3 protein-coding genes and 1 tRNA gene are annotated in these 2,330 nt (G+C 69.6%); 1 reads left to right on the top strand and 3 read right to left on the bottom strand.

Annotated features, from left to right (window positions below; translation table 11 throughout):
• On the top strand, window positions 1–385 hold a 385-nt coding region (locus B7X32_RS20410; protein ID WP_292723958.1), incomplete at its 5' end, for a hypothetical protein.
• 173 nt (window positions 386–558) lie between these two features.
• On the opposite strand, the gene B7X32_RS20405 is transcribed toward B7X32_RS20410, so the two are convergent.
• From B7X32_RS20405 to B7X32_RS20395, 3 genes are all read right to left on the bottom strand, one after another.
• Window positions 559–632: transfer RNA gene (locus tag B7X32_RS20405), tRNA-Ile, on the bottom strand.
• 63 nt (window positions 633–695) lie between these two features.
• Window positions 696–1,226 carry a gamma carbonic anhydrase family protein gene (locus tag B7X32_RS20400; RefSeq protein ID WP_292723955.1) on the bottom strand — a complete coding sequence of 177 codons (531 nt, stop codon included), beginning with the start codon at window positions 1,224–1,226 and terminating at the stop codon, window positions 696–698.
• Between the two features lie 40 nt (window positions 1,227–1,266).
• A partial coding sequence (locus B7X32_RS20395) for an SGNH hydrolase domain-containing protein (protein ID WP_292723952.1) occupies window positions 1,267–2,330 on the bottom strand: 1,064 nt, incomplete at its 5' end.

The following is a 2,330-nucleotide window of genomic DNA, read 5'->3' as shown; positions in this document are numbered from 1 at the left end:
CGATCGGCACGACTCATCTGGCTGGTGGAAACTGCATCTCGATCCACTACGTTGTCGGACTCGGCGGACCTGCAGGTGTCTGGTGGCCCTGGATCAGGAAGTGCTAGGCCCGACTATGAGTTACTTCCTTGTTGGAGTCATTCTTCTCGGGTGGGGCGCGCTGGTGGGAAGGGTCGGCCGAACGCTTGGCACGATCCTCGCCGTTGTTCCTGTTCTGGTGTGGTTCGGCATCCTGGCGTGGTCGGCGTCGACGAATACTCTCGATAGCGCGGAAGGGAGAGGGCTTGCCCGCTATCTCTTGGTCGGGCTCGTCGCATTCCTCGTCGGCTCGAACCTCACGAGCCGCATCGGTGCGCGCCGCCGCACAGGTGACAGAGCTGACTGAAAAGACGGCGAGCGGAGGCCCCGGTAGGGGTCTCCGCTTTGTTCTCGCGGCGTCACGAGATCGGGAGGCGACCCAAGGCGCGTATGTCGTCACCGACGCGCACGGCGACCGGCTTCAGCGGAACTGAGCAAACAGGGCGCGCACGGCCGCGACGCTGTCGACGAAGGCGCGAGTGGGGCGGGCGGGACTTGAACCCGCGATCGTTGGGTTATGAGCCCACTGCCTTCACCAGCTTGGCCACCGCCCCGGATCTTCGAGACTACCGGTCTCCGAGCTCGATCGAGGACGCCTCGCGCCCGCACACGGCCGGTCAGGCGGGAGCGGCCTCGCGGTGGGTCGCCGAGTGGCCGCGGTAGACCCTCGCGTTCTCACGAAGCCCTTCGCGCTCGGAGGCGGTGAGCGCGCGGCGGATCTTGGCGGGCACGCCCGCGACGAGCGAGCCGTCCGGCACCTCCATGCCGGAGAGCACCAGCGCGCCGCCGGCGATCAGGCACTCCGAGCCGATCACGGCCCCGGAGAGCACCACGGCGCCCATGCCGATCAGCGAGCCGTCGCCGATCGTGCAGCCGTGCACCACCGCGTTGTGCCCGATCGAGACGTCGTCCCCGATCAGGACCGGGTGCCCCTCGTCGACGTGCACCGAGACGTTGTCCTGCGCGTTGCTGCCCACCCCGATCGTGATCGTGTCGGAGTCGGCGCGCAGCACCGCGTTGTACCAGACGCTGGACGCCTCGCCGATCGTGACGGATCCGATCACGCGCGCCCCGGCGGCCAGGAACGCCGTCGGATCGATCGCAGGGCTGCGGCCGGGCAGGGACAGGATCGTGGCGTCATCGCTCATCCTGCGACCCTATCCGCCCTGTCCCCGCGCTCGGATCCGTTCAGCCGCCGATCCCCATTGCGCTCTTGAGCGCCGCCGTGTACTGCGGCGCGAGGGAGTTCGCGAACGTGACGGTGATGTGGTCCTGGTCGCGGTAGATGTTCGCGCCGCCGACGACCGCGCGGCAGTTCTCGTCGTCGCAGAAGACCTTCGTGAAGTCGAGCAGCGTGACGTCCTTCTGCCCGTCCGCGGCCGCGCGCAGCGGGTCCTTCTCGGTGAGCAGGTCCGAGCGCGCGCCGTCGCAGGCGCTCTGCGCACGCGTGCGCAGGCACTTGTTCGGGTCGGTCTCCCACACGGGGTTGTCGACGACGGTGACCACGGGCGTGCCCTTCGACGTCTGCGTGGCCCAGGCCTCGCGGTATCCGGCGACCGCCGCGTCGTAGGAGGAGCCGTGGTCCCCCGCCGCATACGGCGTCGTGGAGAGCGCCGCGGTGAAGATCGCGTCGAAGTGCTTCTGCTCGAGCTGCTTGGCCACCGCCGCGCGGTACTGCGTGCACGCGTCGCCGAAGGCGCCGCCCGTCGACAGCGGTGCGGTGTTCCACGGGCAGGCGCCCTTGAAGTACGTCGTGAGGTGCCAGCCCTCCTTCTCGGCGATGCCCTGGAACGTCGTGAGCAGCTGGTAGGCGTGGCTGTCGCCGATCAGGGCCACCTGCTTGGCCTTGGGATCCTTGGATCCGAACTCGCAGGAGACGGGCCGCGCGTCGTTGAGCTGCACGAAGCACTGCGACTGCTCGGGGCGGTCCACGCCCGCGAACCCGGGGGCGGGCAGGATCTCGTCGGTCTTCTTCCCCGCGCAGGACTCGTCGAGGACGGCGGCCGCGCCGAAGCAGGCGGGCGGGTCGGCGCGGAGCTGGGCGATGGCCTGCACGCCCTGTTGGTAGGTGCCCGCGTTCGCGGCCCAGCCGGCGCCGGCCGCTCCCGCGACGATCACCATCGCGGCGAGGGCCGCCCACAGCGAGAGCCGCGGCTTGCGCGCGGTCAGCGGCTTCCAGGTGCGCGTCGGGTCCTCGACGAACTTCTTCGTCAGCCAGGCGAGCAGGAAGCAGATGCCGACGAGCGCGATGC

Source organism: Microbacterium sp. 13-71-7, assembly GCF_002257455.1.
Classification (GTDB): domain Bacteria; phylum Actinomycetota; class Actinomycetes; order Actinomycetales; family Microbacteriaceae; genus Microbacterium.
Note: the sequence above shows the minus strand (reverse complement) of the source record. Positions and strands in the feature narration are given on the sequence as shown.